Origin of the sequence: Lysobacter soyae, from assembly GCF_019551435.1 — a bacterium.
Classification (GTDB): Bacteria; Pseudomonadota; Gammaproteobacteria; order Xanthomonadales; family Xanthomonadaceae; genus Solilutibacter; species Solilutibacter soyae.
Genome location: NZ_CP080544.1, coordinates 157,058 through 175,529 on the forward strand (window position 1 = coordinate 157,058; position 18,472 = coordinate 175,529).

The window sequence follows — 18,472 nt, forward strand, 5'->3', positions numbered from 1 at the left end:
AATTCCACTTAATCAGAAAGAAGGTAAGCGCGATGCTCCAACAAACTCCGAACGCAGCTGCTGCTGGAGGCAATAACGCCCAAGCGTTCCAGCAAATGAGCTTCTCCCACCTGCTGCAAAATTTCGATGCAGTCGGCTGGATCGTGTTCCTCACACTCCTCGTCTTCTCGGTGCTCTCGATCTACTGGATCGTGGTCAACCTGGCGAAGAACGCACGTCTGCGCGGTAGCGCCGACCGCGTCGTCACCACGTTCTGGGAAACCCCGAACGCACAAGACGCCATCCGTTACATGGAAGAACAAAAAGCCAGCGAACCCTTCTCGAAGATCGCTTTGGACGCCTCGCAAGCCGCGGCCCACCACCAGCGCAACGAAGGTTCGCGTTTGGCTGAGTCGCTGAACCGCTCGGAATTCGTCGACCGCTCGCTGCGTCAAGCCGTGACCCGCGAATCGATGCGTCTCGAATCCGGTCTGACTGTGTTGGCCACCGTCGGTGCAACCGCACCGTTCGTCGGTCTGCTCGGTACGGTGTGGGGTATCTACAACGCCTTGATTCGCATCGGTGCATCGGGCGACGCCTCGATCTCCGCAGTGGCAGGCCCGGTGGGTGAAGCCTTGATCATGACCGCCGCCGGTCTGTTCGTGGCAATCCCGGCCGTGTTGGCTTACAACTTCTTCAACCGTCTGAACCGCGTGACCAACGCCAAGTTCGACACGTTTGCGCACGACTTGCATGACTTCTTTGCAACCGGCGCACGCGTGGGCTGATTCGTGAGCGGTGGCGGGGCCGGGCGGCCTTGCCACCTTTCATCAGGTCAATCGATTAAGGACGTTTAGCAATGGCATTTTCAACGGGTAACAGCAGCAGTGGCCCAATGGCAGACATCAACGTGACGCCGCTCGTCGACGTCATGTTGGTGCTCCTGATCATCTTCATGATCACCACGCCGCTGATGAACCACAAAACCAAGGTGGAACTGCCGCGCGCATTTCTGGTGACCGATCTTTCGAAGCCGAAAGAAGCCGTGACCACCGCGCCGATCACGATTTCGGTGAAGGCAAATGGCCAGTTGTTCATGGACGATTCGCTGATTACCCAGGGTGACCTGGAAAGCCGCCTCGCTGTGGCTGCCCAGAAAACACCGCAGCCGCCGCTGAATATCCGTGGCGACCGCACCACCCCGATGAAGATCGTTGCGGACATCACCAAGATGGCGCAAACCGCAGGCATGTTGGACATCGGTTATGTGACCGTCCGTCCGAAGCCGGGCGAGCAGGAATAAGGAGCGACTGATATGGCATTTTCCTCAGGCAATAGCAGTGGCCCTATGGCGGACATCAACGTCACGCCGCTCGTCGACGTCATGTTGGTTTTGCTCATCATCTTCATGGTGACCATGCCGATCCAAACCTACCCGATCAAGATCGACTTGCCGCAAGCAAGCACGAACCCGCCGCCGCCGAACCCCAAGGCACCGATCAAGCTCCGTATCGACGGTGCTGGCCAGGTGTTCTGGAACGACGCGCTGATGGACGTGAAAACGCTTGAAGCAACGATGAAAGACACGGTACGTCAGGATCCGGAAAACCAACCGTCCATCCAAATCGAAACCTCGAATCAGGCGCAATACGACATCTTTGCCAAGGTCTTGGCCGCCGCAAAGAATGCCGACATGCGTAAAATCGCTTTCGTGGAAAACGGCAACTGATTTAACCGCTTACCTTTCAAAGCCGCCTTAACAGGCGGCTTTTTTTATGGCGGAAAGATAGTTTTTCACCGTTGTTTCGAGGCCGTCGTACAGTGCCTCGGAGATCAGGGCGTGACCGATCGAGACTTCGAGCACATCGGGCACCGATTTTAAGAAGGCGGGCAAGTTGGCCTGATCCAAATCGTGACCGGCATTGATCCCAAGACCCGCGCTTTGGGCCAAGATGGCGGTTTCAGCCGCCGCAGTCAACGCCACCTGCCGCTCGGCGCCGCCTTTGGAAAACGCTTCGGCATAAGGGCCGGTATACAGTTCAATACGGTCCGCACCCAAGTCCTTCGCGCGTGCCACTCGAGGATTGCCGACATTGGCAAAGACACTCACGCGAGCACCCAGCGCTTTGAACGCGGCAATGTGTGCGGCCAAGGCGTCTAGATCGGATTCAAACGAAAAACCGTGATCCGAGGTCAGCTGCCCGTCGCTGTCCGGCACCAAGGTGACTTGCGCGGGCCGGACTTCGGCGCACAACGCCAGCAATCCCGGATAGCCGCTGCGCGGTGGGGCAAACGGATTGCCTTCGATATTGAATTCCACGCCGAACTCGGCGCAGAGCGGCGCCAAGGCGTAGACGTCGTCGGCCCGAATATGCCGTGCGTCCGGTCGCGGATGCACGGTGATGCCGTTCGCGCCGGCCTGCAAACAGCAACGCGCGGCCGCCACCACATCGGGCAAGGCGCCGCCGCGCGAGTTGCGGAGGACGGCGATTTTATTGACGTTGACGCTGAGCTGTGTGGTCATGCGTCGTGATGCGCGTCGCCCGATGTGGGGTGGATCCACGCTTCCTTCTTCGGCGCTTGAACGGCGCCCGCATACGGATTCCACACTTCACCGACTTCGCGTTCCGGGCCTTGGGGTTTGGCGGGGGTCGCTATCGGTGCTTCCTTTTGGGTCGACGTGTCCGCTACGGGCTCCGACACAGGTGAAGCCTCGGACAGATCAGGCGCAGCGACCGCGACGCGGTTTTGCGCATCCTCCGAAGCCATCTTCTCCCGCGCTGCCTCCAACACACGACGTTCTTCCGCAGCGCGCAGCGCCAATGCCGCGCGCTCGCTTTCTTCGCGTAAACGCGCCAACTCGGCGTCGCGATCGGCCACACGCTGCGCGGCCAAGCGGATGGCTTCGGGATCGGCGGGTCGCTCCAAAGTTTCCGGTGCGGCGGCGGTTTTCGTTTGCGCATGCGCACGCACATGGGCGCGCAAGGAATCCAAATCGACATCACTCAGTCCGGCCGCACCGGCCGTCGCCGCGGTGCCACCTGGAAACAGCAAGGTGTATCGCACCCGCAACCAAGCCACGCAGCTGACCACCGCGACCAGGAAAAAAACGGCCATCGCGACAGGCGATTTGGCGACCATGCCGCCGTAAACCGACGCGCAACAGACGATCAACAAAATCCAATGCATACCGACCTCCGATTTGATCCGAGTGTATCGCGCGGCGCTTAGAGCAACGGCGACATCAGACGGGCGACGGCCTCCGGCAGCTGGGCGGTCAACCAGGGACGTTTGCCCGGGTCACGCACACGCGGCGCGCTCGGGAATTCGGCAAGAATTTGCTTCTCCAAGGCAGAGGCCACTTCCTCATCGTTGAACAACATGGTCACTTCGAAATTGAGCCGGAAGCTGCGCGGGTCGAAATTGGCGGTACCAATCAGCGCAATGTCGTCATCCACCAACATGGCCTTGGTGTGCAACATCCGCGGCCCGTACTGATAAATCTTGACGCCGGCCGCCAGCAAGCGGTCGAAGTACGAACGCGCCGCCAACGTCACCAGCAGGCTGTCGCTTCTATGCGGCACCATCAATCGCACATCCAAACCCGCCAACGCCGCAGAGGTCAGCGCCATCAGTGCTGCTTCGCCGGGCACAAAATAGGGCGTCAGCAACCACACCCGTTTCCGCGCTGCGTGAATGGCCCCGACATGGACGCGATGAATGGCTTCCCAGTCGGAATCCGGTCCTGAAGGAATGGCTTGAACGCAAAAACGGCCTTCTTCCAACGCCGGCAGAGTGCGTGCCACTTGAGAGATGAATTCCCGATGGCCGGTCGAGTACGCCCAATCTTCGACAAAAATCTGTTGAAGCTGCAGCACCACCTTGCCGGTCATGCGCATATGCAAGTCGCGGTAGGCATCGTCGCGCCGCGACTCGTCTTCCTCAATCGTCACATTGATGCCGCCGGTGTAGCCGATCAGCGAATCGATCACGACGATCTTGCGGTGCGAGCGCATGTTGACCCAGGGCCGGCGCCAGAACTTCCAAATGCGGCTGAAGTGGGTTGGGTGGAACCAGGCGATCTCACCGCCGGCATCCAGCAGTGGCTTGAAATATTTTTCCGTGGCGCGCGACGAACCGAGTGCATCCAGCAGCAGCCGCACCGTCACGCCGGCACGTGCGCGCTCCACCAAAGCATCACGAATGGCCGTTCCGACCTCATCGGCGGCATAAATGTAGTACTCCAAATGGATGTGATGCTGCGCTTCGGCGATGTCTTTCAACAAATGCGTGTACTTGGCATGGCCGTCGATCAGCAAGTGCACATCGGTGGCGCTGGTGGGCACGAATTCGGTGGTGGCGGTCGCCAAGCGGCTCAATTCCACCTGTTCGCTGCGCTCCAACTTTTCCGCCTCGGCCAAGGCCGCGACCCGCGCGCGCGAACGCCGCAACCGGAAACGTTTGATCCGTTGCGGACCGATCAGCACATAGACCAACAGTCCGATATAGGGCAGGGCAGCCAAGCCCATCAACCAACTCAAGGTGGCCACAGGTTCGCGCTTTTGCAGCACGATCCAGATCCCGAGACCGATCAAATAGGCCAGCCATGCCACGGTCAGGTAGACACGGATATGTTCGATATCCCAGAACGTGGCCCAGAAGCCTTGAAAACGATCGAACATCCTGAATCTCCGAACAGTGGTCGCAGCCGGCGCGACATCTAGGGCTTAGGCTAACTGCATGACGCTACGGCGGAAAGTCCACTTTGACGCACAAGCCGCCATCAAAGGGCGCGGCGCCGCCTCGCAAACCCGCTCGCGGTTTGCGAAACGCGACGCCGTGGCGATCGATGATGGCTGGGGCACTTTGGCCGAGGAAATCGCCGAAGATCTCGCGCATCGGCCGGCCACGCGCATCCATCCGAAACAGGCGCGCAGCATCATGAGCTTCAACAGCTCGCCGGATGTCGGTTTCGACCGCTCGGTGAATCCCTATCAGGGCTGCGAACACGCCTGTGTCTATTGCTTTGCGCGACCCACCCACAGCTATCTCGATCACTCACCCGGCTTGGATTTTGAAACCGAGATCTATGCCAAGCTCAATGCCGCCGAGAAGCTGCGCGAAACTTTGAGAAAGCCCGGCTATCAAGTGGCGCCGCTCGCGCTCGGCGTCAACACCGACGGTTGGCAACCAGTCGAACGCGAACTCGGCTTGTCACGCGCCGTGCTCGAAGTCTGTTTGGAGACCGGGCACCCAGTGCACATCATCACCAAGTCTTCGACCATTGCACGCGATGTGGATGTGCTCGCGGCATTGGCGCGACGCAACTTGGTCAGCGTCAATATTTCCGTCACCACGCTCGACAACCATCTGTCCGCCAAACTTGAGCCGCGCGCCGCCGCGCCGCATACGCGGCTGAAAAACATCCGCAGCCTGCGCGATGCCGGTGTGCCGGTGGGTGTGCTGGTTGCCCCGGTCATTCCGCTGATCAACGATCACGAACTCGAACAGATTCTTGAAGCTTGCCACGCCGCCGGTGCGCAGTCCGCATCACATATCTTGTTGCGCTTGCCGCATGAGCTGACCGAGATCTGGCGCGAGTGGTTGCAGTTGCACTATCCCGAACGCGCCGCGCATGCCATGAGTCTGTTGCAACAATCACGCGGTGGCAAAGACTACGACAGCGACTATGCGCAACGCATGCGTGGCAGTGGGCCCTTTGCCGATTTGATTGCGCAGCGGGTGCGCAAGACGAAACGCAAGCTCGGATTTCCGGGCATTGCGGCGCTGGATCTATCGCAGTTTCAACCGCCGGCGGCCGCCGGCGATCAGGGCAGGCTGTTCTGATCGATGCGCCGCACAGGCTTTGCTATGCGAAGTGCGGAATCAAAGGCCCGCCCAACCACAACCAGCGCGCCATCCATGCGCACACCGCAGCAACCAAAGCAGTGAGTGGCAATCCGATGCGTAGGAAGTCGCCGAATTTGTACTGGCCCGGACCCAAGATCAGCAAATTGCCGTGATGACCGATCGGCGTCAGAAACGCCACGACGGCGCCAAGCGCAGTACAGACCACGAAAGGTGTCGCCGGCATGCCGAGTTCTTGCGCCAGTGAAATGGCGATCGGTCCGAGCAGGGCGGTGGTCGCCGAATCCGACATGATCTGCGTCAGAAGGGCTGCCAAGCTAAACATCACCAAAAGAATGGTGAGCGACGGCAATCCCGCCACAAAATGGTGCAAGCCGGTGGCCAACAGTTTTGCCGTGCCGGTTTGCTCCATCGCGATGCCCAAGGGAATCACCCCGGCGATCATCACGAAAATCCGCACGTCGATCTCGCGATAAGCGCGGGTGATGTCGACACACTTCAGCACGACCATGGCCACCGCGCCGGCGAGAAACGCCAGTGGCGCCGGTATCCATTCGGTCACCGCCAGCACAATCGTTGCAATCAAAATCAACATCGCCAACGGCGCACGCAAGCGACGCATGCCTTCACCGCGGAAGGGCATCAACATCAAGAAACCATGATGGGCGGCGAGCTCCGAAAAACGCGACGGAACACCCCAAAGCACAAGCAAATCGCCCTCACGCAAACGCGTATCAGACAAGCGCGGCGCGACCGTGCCTTCACGACGCCACAGCCCCGCTACTACCACACCGAACTGATGGGCGAAATCCAACTCGCGAATCGAACGGCCGATGAATTCGGAACCGGGCGCGACCACCGCTTGCAACAACTGCGGCGAGCCTTCGTGCTCGTCGGTGGTCTTGGCGCCGAATCGGGTGATCGCATTCAAATCCAAACCCGGATGTTCATGCAAGGACTTCAACTCATCGGCATCGGTTTCGATCAAAAGCAAATCGCCGCCCAACAACGGACTACTGTCGGTCAGATCTTTGCGCTCGGTGCCGTCGCGCAGCCAACCCAACACTTTGACGTTGGGCCCGATCGCCTTGCGCAATTCCAATAAGGTGCGCGTGGCCCAGGCGCCGCCTTGCACCACCAACAATTCCGTTCTGTAGCGCTCGACGCGCATGTAGTCGTCGTCGGATTGCTCACCGCTGCGGCGCGGCAGCAGCCAGCGCGTCAATTGCATGTAGATCATGCCGACCGCAACCAGCGCCAAACCAATGGGCGTGATGCTGAAAATGCCGAGGCCTTCATGGGTGGCGCGTTCCAGCATGTTGTCGGCAATCAGGAACGCGGGCGCTGAAATCAACGTCAATGTTGTGCCCAGCGACGCCGCCAAGGACATCGGCATCAGCAAGCGTGATGCCGGCAGATTCTTCTCTTTGGCGTGGCGGATGAGAATCGGCAACATCATCGCGGTGACCATCACGTGGTGGGTGAAGGCCGACAACGCGGCAACCGTCGGCATCACCACGGCAATCGTTCGCCACTCGCGCCCGCCCGACGCCCGGCCGACCCATTGACCGATCCGTTCGGTGATGCCTGTGGCGCTGAGTGCGCCGGAAATCACGAAGACCGCGGCGATGATGATCGCCGGCTCACTGGAAAAACCGGCCAACGCATCCTTGCTGTCGAGCGTGCCGGTCACAACCAATGCCAACAGCACCAGCATCGCGGAAACATCGATGCGCAACTTCTCACTTACGAACAAATACAGGCCACCCACAAGGATGGCCATGAACACGATTTGTTGTGCGGTCAGAGTAACCATGATCGGGTTTCCGCTCCCTGAATTCACATGACTTGAACATCCCCTGTCAATCGCGCCGATAGAATGCGGAGACACGCACGCAGCATGGATGATCGACAGGTGGCATTAGACCACACCGACGCAAAACGCCGCGTCGAGGAAACAGCAACACTGGATGGCTTGGCCCATGCGCTGTCGCATGATGTGCGTGCCGCTTTCAGAAGTACGCATGGCTTCGCCCAAATCGTGGCAACGCGCGCTGCCGACACGCTCGTCCCGGACGATCTCGCTTTACTTCAGCGTGTTGTCGATGCCAGCCGACGCGGCACCGAGATGCTCGATCAATTGGTCATGTGGTTGCGAACCGCGCAACACGACACCAAATTCAGGGACGTCGACCTCGCGTTCTTATTGGATTGGTCCGCTTCTGAATTGGCGGCCGGCGAATTGGATCTGACGGTTGAAGGTAGTGCCGAAGTCCAGGGTGACGAACATCTGTTGAAGCGCCTGTTCGACGTGTTGCTCAGCAATGCGCGCAAGTTCTCCGCCGATGCTGCTCGACCTGCCCGCGTGCACGTGCAATTCCGGCAGGACGAACAACACGCGCATATCCGCATGCACGATGCCGGCATCGGCATTGACGCACAACATGCCGAGCGCGCATTCGAACCGTTTGTGCGCATCCACCCCGCTGAGAACCATGGCGGCCAAGGGCTCGGCTTGGCGATGGCAAAATTGATTGTCGAAAAACATGCGGGCAGCATTTCACTGTCGCCGGCGCCGGAAGGCGGTAGCGTGGTGGTGATCTCATTGCCCAACGACGGGGGCCGGTCATGAGCATTCCGACCGTGTTGTTTGTTGAAGACAACGACGACGATTTGGAGCTGGCCAAGCTCGCGTTGCACAGTCTCGACGCGCCGGTGAACATTCATTTCGTGCGCAACGGATTGGAGGCTTTGGACTTTTTGTTTGCGCAAGGCGACTATGCCGATCGTGCCGGCGAGGCCTTGCCGAAACTGGTGATGCTCGATTTGAACTTGCCGCTGTTGGATGGCCGCGAAGTGCTGAAAATGATTCGCGAAAATCCACGCACGCAAGCGGTACCGGTGGTGGTGATGACAACCAGCGCGGAGCCGCCTGACTTGAACTCGGTCGTGCGTTTGCACGTCAACAGCTACGTTCAAAAGCCGATGGACTTCGAGCGCTTTCAAGCGCGATTGGTGCAAATCGTCCGCTATTGGCTGGAAGTGAATCAGGTCGCACAGACGTAATATCGTTTCGTTTCTGAAACGCGCTCTGTGCGCGCACCAAGGCGTTCGCCCTTCGCCTTCCTAGCCCATGGATACGAGCTATTCAGCCTTTCCGAAGCCCATGCGTCAGATTTTTCCGAACCGCATCTGTTTCCTGGAAGAAACAAAAACCTTGACGCGATCATCACGTTGGCGCCCTGAATTTCAAAATTAGTCTGTAAATTCAACTGCTTATAAAGTTGGCACGGTCTTCGCTCTTATCCCTTGCACGTCGGATCCGCCGATGTTCGAAGGACAGAGACCATGTACAGCGCCCATGCCACATTCAACACCCGCAGCCGCAGCGCACGTTGTGCGATGGCGATTGCCGTGGTGGTCGTGTGGTGCGCCGGCTTGGCGCTTGCCAGCGGCGCCCAAGCGCAAAGTGCACCTGCGGCAAAAGATCCGTCCATCACCATCGGTCGCACGGTCAATCCGCGCATCGCCTATCGCGGCATTCCCAAAGAGGACATGCCGATTGCGGCCGAGGCGACGACCTTTCCACAAAAAAAATTCCAAGAACAGATCGGTCAGGTCACCACGGTCGGCGATGACGCGCTCGGCATGACCCAAGCCGGTGGCGACGGCGTGCGCTCGGTGTTGAATGCCACGCTGGTGTCACCGACGTCGTCGTTGTCGCAATCAGTTGGTGCTCAAGGCGCCGGTGGCGGCGCGGTGCCGCGCGGCTTGAATGCCACAGTGGGTGGCGCTGTGGGCTCGGCAACCTCCGGCATTGGCGACAAAGTCACCGGCGCATTGAATACCGCATTGGGTTCGGTCGGAGGCACGCGATGAAGCGTTGCCTGACCCCGGTGTGCTTGCTGTTCGGCATTACGCTGGCGCAGCCCGTGGCCGCGCAAAGTCTCGACCAAAGTCGCATCGGTGAATCCGCTGCGCAAGGCGCCAGCGGGCGTTTGTCCGTTAATCAAGCCGCGGGCGTCGGCAATGGCCAAGTGAACTTGATGGCCGTTGCACAAGGCAAGGCGTCATCCGCCAGCGCGCAGTCGAATCAAACCGCCCAGAATCCGGACACCGCACGCGCCGCCAGCAGCGACATCCAAGCGGGCGCTTTCGGCGGATTCCACGGCGCCTTGGCGTTGAATCAAACCGCAGGGGTCAACAACCTGCAATCCAATCTTTTGGTCATCCAGGCGAGCGACGGCGTCGCCACCACGGATGACGCGACCTTGGCGCAAACCGTCGCCATCGTCGCAGCACCGACTGAGGGGGCTGGGAGTGCACCGGAGGTGGCGCGCGAAGCACGCATTGATGCGAATGCTTTTCGTGGCGCCTCCGGTGTGCTCCAGGTCAATCAGAGCGCGGGGGTCGGCAATTCCGCCACCAACGCCGTTGTTGTAAAGCTGCCGGCATCCGCCGGTGGAATGTGAAACGACTAAACACCTACCAGGAGCATCATCATGAAACTGCAACTTACCGTTCTTGCGCTGGCCCTCGTTGCCGCACCGGCTTTCGCTGCCGACGATGCACGTACCAACACGCGCACTGACATCACCAATGACATCTCCGTTCGCGGTCATGTTGCCGTCACCGGCAAGATCGACGTCAACGCAGAGTCTGCCGCCACCATCGATCAAGACCAAGCCACCACCGCCAACACTTCCTATGGCGATGGCGATGCCACCGCCGGCGCGCACAACAACGCCGGTCGTGACGCACAAGGCAATGTCGGTTTGAACATCGCCGCCGGCGTCGGCAATGCCCAATCCAACGATGTCGCTTTGTCGGCCGTGGATGGCAGCCGTGTCTTCGCAACCGCGATGTCCTTCAATACCCAAGGCACCTTCGGCAACCTCGCTGCCGGTGACGGCGCACGTGATGTGAACCTCACCGCCGCTGTGGACGGCAACGTCTTGCGTGACGCCAAAGGCAACATCGGCGTGAACGTGGCCGCAGGGGTGGGTAACGCCCAAAGCAACAGCCTCGCTGCTTCGGTCAACACCGGCGGCGGCAGTTCCTCGAGCGTTGCCCGTGGTGGTGGTCATGACGACGACGATCACGACCGCGCCAAGCCGGAAGGTGCCATCGCCAAGGCCACGGCCGACAGCGAACAGCTGACGTTGATGAACGTCATCGACCCGGGCTGTGGTGATCTCGACACCAATGCCTCGATGTCGGGCAATGCCTTGCGCGGCGCCCAAGGCAACATCGGCGTGAACATCGCAGCCGGTGTCGGCAACGCGCAACACAACGGCCTCTCGATCGCAGTCGCGAACTAAGCCAACGGGTTACTGCCTTTGCAGGCAGGTTTGTCCCCCCGGCGCAGCCCGGTCCGGTGTACGCACCGGCCGGGCGGCGCTCTTGCGAACGAAGGTCGACATGTTGCTGCGCTTGCTCCCTTGCCTATGGATTACCGCGATGGCGGCACCTTGTGTGCACGCCCAAGAGGTGCCCCGCGTGACGATGCATCTCAATGCATTGCCGGGCGATGCAATGGTGAACAAGCCGATCAAAACCCTGCGTGATCTGAAGTATCGCGACGTCGTACGCCAAGGCTATGACTACAGCTGCGGCAGTGCCGCGCTCGCCACCGTCTTGCGCTACGGCTACGGCAAAAACGTCGACGAAACCGCCATGATCAAAGACATGGTGTCGCATGCGGCCAACCCGGCGGATGTCGCACGCAGCGGATTTTCCATGCTGGACATGAAGCGCTACAGCGAACGCAACGGCATGCGCGCACATGGTTTCAAAGTCGATATCGAAGCGCTCTACCGGTTGCAGATCCCGGTGATCACCTTGCTCGACACCCGCGGCTACAAGCATTTCGTTGTCGTCAAAGGCGCCAATGCCGGTCGCATCATGATCGCGGATCCGGCCTTGGGTCATCGCGTCATCTATCAAGACGAATTTTTGAAGAACTGGAACGGCGTGGTCCTGGCGGTCATGACCGACAGCGATTTCAATCGTGCCAGTTTTCTCATGCAAGACAAACATTCCAATGCACTGCTTCGCAGAAACGACGCCCTGTCGTGGTCTGCCGCACCCGTGCCTTTGGTCGAGCTCGGCCTGATCCGTGGCGACTTGATGTAAGCGCACGAGGAGAACGACATGAAACACCACAAATCATCCGGCACCCATCTGACCATCGGTCTGGCGATGCTGATCTTCATGCTGGCCAGTTGGAAGGCGAGTGCCGCCGAGACCACCGTACTGCGCGTCGAACGCGTGAGTGATGCGGATCTGGCGTTGATTCAAGGCAAGTACTACGGCGCGAATCTCTTGGTTGGCGTCCGCGTAGACATGGTCTCCAACTGGCGCGCGCCCGACGGCGGATGGATGCAAGGGGTGGCCGCGGTACAGATGCAGCGTGATGCCAATGGCGCCATGCAGGTCTCTATCCACACCACGGCCGGCGCCACCGGCAGCACCGACGGGAGCACACCCCTGGTCGCCATCACCCGCAGCGCCACCGGTGCGGAAAGCGTTTCCGGCAACGGTTTGACCCAAGTCACCCAGCTCGCAGGCGACCGCAACAGTGTGGCCAATCTTGCCCAAATCTCGTTCGTGCCGACATTGGGGGATAGCAGCCAGTTCAACGGCAACAGCTATGCCTCGGCGGCGCAGGGCGGGTACAGCACTGAAGTGCGCTTTGCCGCCAACGGTATGTCCATGGCCTTGCAAGGCCCCAATGGCACCGCGATGCAAAGCGTCGGTGACGGCAATGGCGTGATGCAGGCCGCTCGCGTGGCGGGCGACAACCAGTCCGCCAACAACGCCCTCAATCTTCAAGTTCAAACATCCGGCGTCACTGAAGACCTGCAGCGTCAATGGGGTGTGCAGAACGCATTGTCCGGCCTTCGCGGTCTTCCACGTTGATCTTCCCGGGGGGGAATACTTATGAAAACTTTACGTAAGGCGCCACTCGCGCTCGGCATTGCCGTATCTCTATTGCCTTTTTGCGCGTTTGCCCAATCGCAACCACAAGATGTCGCCGCGCAAATCCGTGCATTGAATGCGCGACTCGAAGCGCAAGAACACACCATCGGCGAACTTAAATCGCAGGTGGAAACCCTGCAACTGGAACAAATTCGCGGCCGCGGCATTTCATCGGCTTACGCGGTGCAAAGTGCGCCCCAACCGATGCCGGCGGATGGCAGCGGTGCGACTAGACCGCCACAAGCGCAGAGCGCGCCGGCCGGACAAACCATCGGAGAAGAACAACAGCGTGCGGCGCAGGATGAGCGTGCGAAAGATCGCGCACTCACCGTGCGCGAACACGCGCCGCTGTTCGAGCGCAAGTTTTCGCTCGACATCGGCGGCAGCTATAGCTACTACGATCGCCGGCAATTGGCGCTCAGCGGTTTTCTCGCGCTGGATGCGATCTTCCTCGGTTCGATCAACCTCGACCAGGTCAAAGCCAATACCTTCACCATTGACGCCACCGGCCGCTTCGGTCTCACGCCGCGCTTGAGCTTGGAAGCGAATGTGCCCTACGTGATCCGCAGCACGCGCTTTATTTCCGGCGGCGCAGGCGGGGCATCGAGCAAGCTCAGCGAAGAAACCGTCACCTCCAAGGGCATCGGCGACGCCAGCGTCGCCGCCTACTATCAATTCGTCAAAGAGTCGCAGCGTTGGCCCGACATCGTCGGCAGCGTGCGGGTACGCATCCCGACCGGCGACAGCCCGTTCGGGATCAAACTGGTGCAGCCCGATTCGAACAACAACAACCTCAACATTCCTGACGCTTTGCCCACGGGCACCGGCATGTACAGCGTGACTGCGGGTGTCTCGGCCTTGCGAACCTACGATCCGGTCATCCTGTTTGCGAACCTGGCTTACACCTACAACATCGGTCGCAAGTTCGACGACATCTCGCCCGTGCTCGGACAAACCGTGCCGGCGACGGTCTACATGGGCAACCCGATCCAGCTAAGCGCCGGCATGGCACTGGCGTTGAATGATCGCGCCGCTCTCAGCTTCAGTGTGGCGATGGCGCAATCCGGCGCCACCCATATCAAGGACGCCAACGGCAACAAGAGTCGTGTCGTCGGCAGTTCGTCGAATGCCGCCACGTTCAATGTCGGCGGGACCTATGTGTTGCCTTCTGGCTGGACGATCAACGGACAAGCTGTCGTCGGTTTGTCGCCGGATGCACCGAACTACGTGCTGGGGGTTCGGGCAACGCGCGCCTTCTAAGCGCTCAGCCCACTTCCGCGGTACGTTCCATGGCTTCGGTGCGCAGTCCGTGCTGCTTCATCAACCGGTACAAGGTGATGCGCGAAATGCCCAACTCTTTCGCGCAATGCCCGACCCGATACAAATTGCGTCGCAGTGCCGCATTGATGGCAAGCACTTCGGCGGCATCGCGCGCCGCGGCCAAGGTTTGCACCGGGCCGGCTTCGCTGGCATCAATCCCCAGATCTTTCGACGTGATGTAACGGCCTTCCGCCATCACCACCGCTTGGTGGACGCGGTTCAACAGTTCACGCACATTGCCCGGCCACGGATAGGTTTGCATCGCCTTCAACGCGCAGTTGGAAAACCCCTTCATCTGCGTTTGGCCGGTGCCGTTATAAAGCTTGAGTGCGTGTTCGGCCAATTGTTCGATGTCATCGCCGCGGCTTCGCAACGGCGGTTGCTTCAATCGAATGACGCATAGGCGGTGGTAAAGGTCGGCGCGGAAACGTCCGGCGGCGACCGCCGCTTCAAGATCATGGTGCGTCGCCGAGACCACGCGAACATCCACGCGAATGGCATCGGTGCCACCCAAGCGCTCGATGATGCCCTCCTGCAAGAAACGCAGCAATGACGCCTGGGAATCCAAAGGCAGGTCACCGATTTCATCGAGGAACAGCGTGCCTTTGTTGGCGAGCTCAAAGCGGCCGAGCTTGCGTTGTTGTGCGCCGGTGAACGCGCCGCGTTCATAGCCGAACAATTCGGATTGCATCAAGTGTTGTGGAATCGCACCGCAGTTGATGGCGACAAACGGAAATGCGCTGCGGTGCGAAAGATGGTGGATGGCGGCGGCGGCCAATTCCTTGCCGGTGCCGGTTTCGCCGGCGATGTAGACCGGCGCCAAACTCGGCGCGGCGCGGCGAATCAATTTATACAGCGCGCGCATCTCGGGGCTGTCGCCGATCATGCCGCCGAAAGCCTCTTCTTCCTGGACGACGTGGCGCGTGCTTTCACTATGCAAGGACGCCACACCCAACGCGTGGCCGAGCACCGACTCGATGGTGGTCTCGGGGCAGGGCACCGTGATGAAGTCGAAACAGACGTCGCGAATCAGATGGCGAACGTCTTTGATTTCAAGTTGGCCCGGATCTATGGCGGCGACCCAGCCCATGCGCTCGCGCGGCAGGTCTTGCACATAGCGGGCATAGTCCACTGTTCCCTGTGAATCCGTGAGGTCGACGAGCCCGGCCAGCGCCTTGCGGTTTGACTGCGACAAGATGCGCGCCACGGCTGCCGGCGTTTCAACGAAGTGGATGCGCCAACCGTGGGACGCCATCGCAGCAAAGGCTGCGCACGAGGCGTCATAGCGCTTCGTGACAACAATCAGTTCCCTCGCCCGTGTTGCAATCACCCAGACACCCCGCCGATCTGTCCCGATTCCCCCAAGGGGAGTCGGGAAGTTTAGCAGAATGTGACGAAGCGCACATTATATGCGCCTGCAGGCGCCAATCAGGCTTGGTCGGCCTTGCGGTGGTAGTCGGTCACCGCCTCGACTTCCTTCTTGGAACCCAAGAACACCGGCACGCGTTGGTGCAGCTCGGTCGGGGGAATATCCATAATGCGGGAACGCCCGTTGGTGGAAGCGCCGCCCGCCTGTTCGACCAGGAAGCTCATCGGATTGGCCTCGTACATGAGACGCAATTTGCCCGGCTTGTTCGGATCTTTCTTGTCCCAGGGGTAGATGAAGACACCGCCCCGCGTCAGGATGCGATGGACGTCGGCGACCATCGAAGCAATCCAGCGCATATTGAAGTTCTTGCCGCGCGGCCCTTCTTTGCCGATCAAGAGATCATCGATATAGGCCTGCATCGGCGCTTCCCAATGGCGTTTGTTCGACATGTTGATGGCGAACTCCTGGGTCTCTTCCGGGATGCGCATGTCGCGCTGGGTCAAGACGAAGCTGCCTTGCTCGCGATCAAGCGTGAACTGATGGGTGCCGTGCCCGACGGTCAGAATCAGGGTGGTGGCCGGGCCGTACACGCAGTAGCCCGCGGCCACTTGTGAACTTCCCGGTTGCAAGAAGGCTTGTGTGTCCACGCACTGCACGTCGCCCGGGCACTTGAGCACCGAGAAAATCGTGCCGATCGACACGTTGACGTCGATGTTGGAGGAGCCGTCGAGGGGATCGAACAGGAGCAAGAAATTGCCGCGCGGAAACGCATCGGGAATCGGGTACGGATCGTCCATCTCCTCCGATGCACAGGCCGCCAAATGGCCGCCCCAGGCATTGGCTTCCAGCAGCACTTCGTTGGCGATCACATCCAACTTCTTCTGTGCTTCCCCTTGGATGTTGCCCGTGCCGGCATCGCCGAGAATGCCGCCCAATGCGCCCTTGCCGACCGCGACAGAAATCGTCTTGCAGGCGCGGGCCACCACTTCGATCAACAAACGCAAATCGGCGTTGATGTGATCGGCGCGCTCTTCTTCAATCAGGAAACGGGTGAGGGAAACGTGCTGGGACATGCAGTCGGGCTCCGTGTGGACGCCACATTCTAGCGTTTTGCGCCGCGGCGCCGGTCAATTCAAATGATCCGAAGCGCGATCGCTTTGAGCACCGCGCGTGTGCGGTCACGGGTATCGAGTTTTTCCAAAATCGCCGACACGTAGTTCTTCACCGTGCCTTCGGCAAGAAACAGACTGCGTGCGATCTCCTTGTTGCTGTAGCCGCCGGCCAACAAGCGAAGAATCGCCACTTCCTTGGCACTGAAACGCTCTGTCGGCGCGGCTTCCTCGTGAAAGCGGAAGCGATGACGCAGGGGATCGGTACTGACCGGAAGCAAAAAAGTTTCGCCCTGCGCAACCCGGCTGATCACATCCAGCAAATCGGCCGGCGCCGCATCTTTCAACAAGAAGCCTTGGGCGCCGGCTTCTGTAGCGCGAAGCAACAGGTCGCTGTCGTCAAAGGTGGTGAGGAAAATGCAGGGCGTTTGGTTGCCCGCCGCGCGCAGCGTCTGCAAGGCATCAATGCCGTCCACGCCGGGCATGCGGATGTCCGACACGATCAAATCCACGGTGTGCGTTGCCATGCCGGCCATCAACGCATCCCCGTCCTCCGCTTCGAAAACAATCGTGATGCCGAGCTCCTGCAAGAGCGCACGCAATCCCGCGCGCACCAAGGCTTGGTCATCTGCCAACGCAATTCGGATGGCGCCACTCATGCGGGAAAACTCGCCGCAATGTGCATGCCACCGTCAGCCGATGCGCGAATCGACACCTCGCCACCGGCTTCTTCCACACGCTCTTGCATGCCTTGCAGACCGTGGCCGGGCGCCCAGTGCTGCAGGACGCGGCCGTTATCGGTGATAGACAATTGCAAGCGGCCGGCATCGCATCGCAACGTCACGGTCAACGAATCCGCGTCGCCATGCTTGGCGGCATTGGTCAGGGCTTCTTGCACGCAGCGCACGATCGCCTCTGCCTGGCGCGCGTCGGTGATATGCACGTGATCGCCCATCTCCACCCGCACACGCGGCCGATCATAGGGCGCGGCCAGTGCCGCCAATGCGGGTGCGACATCCAAACCCTCTTGCGCACGCAAGGTATGCACCACACCGCGAATGTCGGACAACAAATCAGCGGAGAGCTGCTCGGCGACCGCGAGTTCGGGTTGGTCCGGTCGTGCCAGAGCCAGCGCACGCAAGTTCAAACGCAGTGCCGTGAGTTTGTGACCGGCTACATCGTGCAGGTCGCGTGCGACGCGAAAACGTTCATTGCTACGCGTGGTCTCTGCCAATAATGCGCGGGTGGCCAACAGATCGGCATTCACTTGCATCAGATGATCGCGGGCCTCTTCAAGGCGGCGCGAATAGGTGGAAAGAAACGCCGCGAATGCCTGGAAGCAAGCATAAAGCAGGGTGACCAACAACGGCTGTCGGACACCGCGCGCGCTCAAGATGAAATACACCGCAACGTTCAATGCCACTGCAGCGATCAACAATGTGCGCTGTGGCCAGTAGTACGAGGCGCGCGCCACCCACAGAACCAACAAGATTTGTGCCGTGCCGGCACCGGCGCCAAACCAGCAGGCCAAGATCCCCAAGACGCCCAATGCGAGGCTGAGCAGAAATCCGGTCGTCGACCTGTGTGCATCCAACGGGCTGAGGTCCATGCCCACCGACAACAGGCCGAAGGCGATCACCAACAGCAGGGCATACCACCGGTCGGGCATCTCCAAGCGCAGCATCGTATAACCCACCACCGCCAGCGTGGCGAGTGCCACCAAATTGAGCGGCTCGAAAAGTCGGGGGCGTGAGGTTGTCATGCGTGCATGGTGCGTGTCGATTTGCACGGATACAAGCGGCGGCTCGAAGAAAGTGACTTCCGGCAGGTCGAAGCAATGACGCGC

The 18,472-nt window shown here is 60.1% G+C and carries 20 protein-coding genes; 12 read left to right on the plus strand and 8 right to left on the minus strand.

The features are described 5' to 3' along the window. Positions 1 to 32: 32 nt before the first annotated feature. The 3 genes from H8L67_RS00765 to H8L67_RS00775 all read left to right on the plus strand — a co-directional run bounded on the left by H8L67_RS00765 (position 33) and on the right by H8L67_RS00775 (position 1,708). Complete coding sequence (locus tag H8L67_RS00765; protein ID WP_220379906.1) at positions 33 to 767, plus strand: MotA/TolQ/ExbB proton channel family protein; 735 nt, start codon at positions 33 to 35, stop codon at positions 765 to 767. Between the two features lie 71 nt (positions 768 to 838). Then, positions 839 to 1,282 carry an ExbD/TolR family protein gene (locus tag H8L67_RS00770; protein ID WP_220379907.1) on the plus strand — a complete coding sequence of 148 codons (444 nt, stop codon included), beginning with the start codon at positions 839 to 841 and terminating at the stop codon, positions 1,280 to 1,282. 12 nt (positions 1,283 to 1,294) lie between these two features. Then, complete coding sequence (locus tag H8L67_RS00775; protein WP_220379908.1) at positions 1,295 to 1,708, plus strand: ExbD/TolR family protein; 414 nt, start codon at positions 1,295 to 1,297, stop codon at positions 1,706 to 1,708. Positions 1,709 to 1,735: 27 nt separating this feature from the next. On the opposite strand, the gene H8L67_RS00780 is transcribed toward H8L67_RS00775, so the two are convergent. From H8L67_RS00780 to cls, 3 genes are read right to left on the minus strand one after another with little or no spacing between them, the layout of a single operon-like run. Continuing rightward, a complete protein-coding gene (locus H8L67_RS00780; RefSeq protein ID WP_220379909.1) occupies positions 1,736 to 2,503 on the minus strand; it encodes a pyridoxine 5'-phosphate synthase in 768 nt (255 codons plus the stop codon). Then, a complete protein-coding gene (locus tag H8L67_RS00785; RefSeq protein WP_220379910.1) occupies positions 2,500 to 3,168 on the minus strand; it encodes a hypothetical protein in 669 nt (222 codons plus the stop codon). The genes H8L67_RS00780 and H8L67_RS00785 overlap by 4 nt, the downstream gene beginning before the upstream one ends. 38 nt (positions 3,169 to 3,206) lie before the next feature. Then, positions 3,207 to 4,661 carry a cardiolipin synthase gene (cls, locus tag H8L67_RS00790; RefSeq protein ID WP_220379911.1) on the minus strand — a complete coding sequence of 485 codons (1,455 nt, stop codon included), beginning with the start codon at positions 4,659 to 4,661 and terminating at the stop codon, positions 3,207 to 3,209. 58 nt (positions 4,662 to 4,719) lie between these two features. On the opposite strand from cls, the gene H8L67_RS00795 reads away from it, so the two are divergent. Next, the gene (locus H8L67_RS00795; protein ID WP_220379912.1) at positions 4,720 to 5,826 is read left to right on the plus strand and encodes a PA0069 family radical SAM protein; all 1,107 of its coding nucleotides are present in this window, start codon (positions 4,720 to 4,722) and stop codon (positions 5,824 to 5,826) included. A 22-nt stretch (positions 5,827 to 5,848) separates the two neighbouring features. On the opposite strand, the gene H8L67_RS00800 is transcribed toward H8L67_RS00795, so the two are convergent. Then, positions 5,849 to 7,663 carry an SLC13 family permease gene (locus tag H8L67_RS00800; protein WP_255555981.1) on the minus strand — a complete coding sequence of 605 codons (1,815 nt, stop codon included), beginning with the start codon at positions 7,661 to 7,663 and terminating at the stop codon, positions 5,849 to 5,851. Between the two features lie 84 nt (positions 7,664 to 7,747). On the opposite strand from H8L67_RS00800, the gene H8L67_RS00805 reads away from it, so the two are divergent. The 8 genes from H8L67_RS00805 (at position 7,748) to H8L67_RS00840 (ending at position 14,088) form a co-directional block, all read left to right on the plus strand. Beyond that, positions 7,748 to 8,479 carry a sensor histidine kinase gene (locus H8L67_RS00805; protein WP_220379913.1) on the plus strand — a complete coding sequence of 244 codons (732 nt, stop codon included), beginning with the start codon at positions 7,748 to 7,750 and terminating at the stop codon, positions 8,477 to 8,479. Continuing rightward, on the plus strand, positions 8,476 to 8,913 hold the full coding sequence (locus H8L67_RS00810) for a response regulator (RefSeq protein ID WP_220379914.1): 438 nt from the start codon (positions 8,476 to 8,478) through the stop codon (positions 8,911 to 8,913). Before H8L67_RS00805 ends, H8L67_RS00810 begins: the two co-directional genes overlap by 4 nt. 282 nt (positions 8,914 to 9,195) lie before the next feature. Further along, on the plus strand, positions 9,196 to 9,726 hold the full coding sequence (locus tag H8L67_RS00815; protein ID WP_220379915.1) for a FapA family amyloid fibril periplasmic chaperone: 531 nt from the start codon (positions 9,196 to 9,198) through the stop codon (positions 9,724 to 9,726). Beyond that, positions 9,723 to 10,319 carry a FapB/FapC family functional amyloid domain-containing protein gene (locus tag H8L67_RS00820; RefSeq protein ID WP_220379916.1) on the plus strand — a complete coding sequence of 199 codons (597 nt, stop codon included), beginning with the start codon at positions 9,723 to 9,725 and terminating at the stop codon, positions 10,317 to 10,319. The genes H8L67_RS00815 and H8L67_RS00820 overlap by 4 nt, the downstream gene beginning before the upstream one ends. Positions 10,320 to 10,349: 30 nt before the next feature. Next, positions 10,350 to 11,168: a FapB/FapC family functional amyloid domain-containing protein gene (locus H8L67_RS00825; RefSeq protein ID WP_220379917.1), complete on the plus strand. Its 819-nt coding sequence runs from the start codon at positions 10,350 to 10,352 to the stop codon at positions 11,166 to 11,168. Positions 11,169 to 11,352: 184 nt separating this feature from the next. Beyond that, on the plus strand, positions 11,353 to 11,982 hold the full coding sequence (locus H8L67_RS00830; protein WP_255556087.1) for a C39 family peptidase: 630 nt from the start codon (positions 11,353 to 11,355) through the stop codon (positions 11,980 to 11,982). Between the two features lie 18 nt (positions 11,983 to 12,000). Next, entirely contained in the window at positions 12,001 to 12,768 is a 768-nt protein-coding gene (locus H8L67_RS00835; RefSeq protein ID WP_220379919.1) for a hypothetical protein, read from the plus strand. Positions 12,769 to 12,789: 21 nt separating this feature from the next. Then, positions 12,790 to 14,088, plus strand: a complete 1,299-nt coding sequence (locus H8L67_RS00840) for a hypothetical protein (RefSeq protein WP_220379920.1) — start codon at positions 12,790 to 12,792, stop codon at positions 14,086 to 14,088. Between the two features lie 4 nt (positions 14,089 to 14,092). Here H8L67_RS00840 and H8L67_RS00845 read toward each other — a convergent pair whose 3' ends face one another. From H8L67_RS00845 to H8L67_RS00860, 4 genes are all read right to left on the minus strand, one after another. After that, complete coding sequence (locus H8L67_RS00845; RefSeq protein ID WP_220379921.1) at positions 14,093 to 15,478, minus strand: sigma-54 dependent transcriptional regulator; 1,386 nt, start codon at positions 15,476 to 15,478, stop codon at positions 14,093 to 14,095. 98 nt (positions 15,479 to 15,576) lie between these two features. Further along, positions 15,577 to 16,590, minus strand: a complete 1,014-nt coding sequence (locus H8L67_RS00850) for a class 1 fructose-bisphosphatase (RefSeq protein ID WP_220379922.1) — start codon at positions 16,588 to 16,590, stop codon at positions 15,577 to 15,579. A gap of 59 nt (positions 16,591 to 16,649) precedes the next feature. Next, positions 16,650 to 17,285, minus strand: coding sequence for a response regulator (locus H8L67_RS00855; RefSeq protein WP_220379923.1), 636 nt, complete (start codon positions 17,283 to 17,285; stop codon positions 16,650 to 16,652). Beyond that, positions 17,282 to 18,388 (minus strand): sensor histidine kinase, encoded by a 1,107-nt coding sequence (locus H8L67_RS00860; RefSeq protein ID WP_220379924.1) that lies wholly within the window; start codon positions 18,386 to 18,388, stop codon positions 17,282 to 17,284. Before H8L67_RS00860 ends, H8L67_RS00855 begins: the two co-directional genes overlap by 4 nt. Between the last annotated feature and the right edge of the window lie 84 nt (positions 18,389 to 18,472).